The organism is Halorubrum sp. SP9 (genome assembly GCF_005435015.1).
In the GTDB taxonomy this organism is placed as follows: domain Archaea; phylum Halobacteriota; class Halobacteria; order Halobacteriales; family Haloferacaceae; genus Halorubrum; species Halorubrum sodomense.
The window spans coordinates 1-215 of record NZ_SGXU01000789.1; the positions used below are offsets into that span (position 1 = coordinate 1).

Annotated in this window: 1 protein-coding gene; it reads right to left on the reverse strand. The window is 50.7% G+C overall.

Going from position 1 to position 215, the window contains the following annotated elements; translation table 11 throughout:
* Window positions 1–215: hypothetical protein (locus EXE45_RS21165; protein WP_137695223.1), on the reverse strand; the 215-nt coding region annotated here is incomplete at both ends.

Sequence of the window (215 nt, forward strand, 5' to 3'; positions counted from 1 at the left end):
TCCTTCGCGGCTCCGGTAGTCCTCGAAGAAATTCACGAGAACATCTGTGAGTTCGTCAAGTGAATCTTTGATAGCCTCCAAAAACAGTTCGTACCCTTCGTCGTCTGTACCCGGTTGGTATTGAACGGGGACTTCTTGATACGTCTCGCGGAAGTACTCAGCATCGCCGAAATCTACGTATCGGCTACGGTGGAGGTATTCGAGTTCGGCCAAAG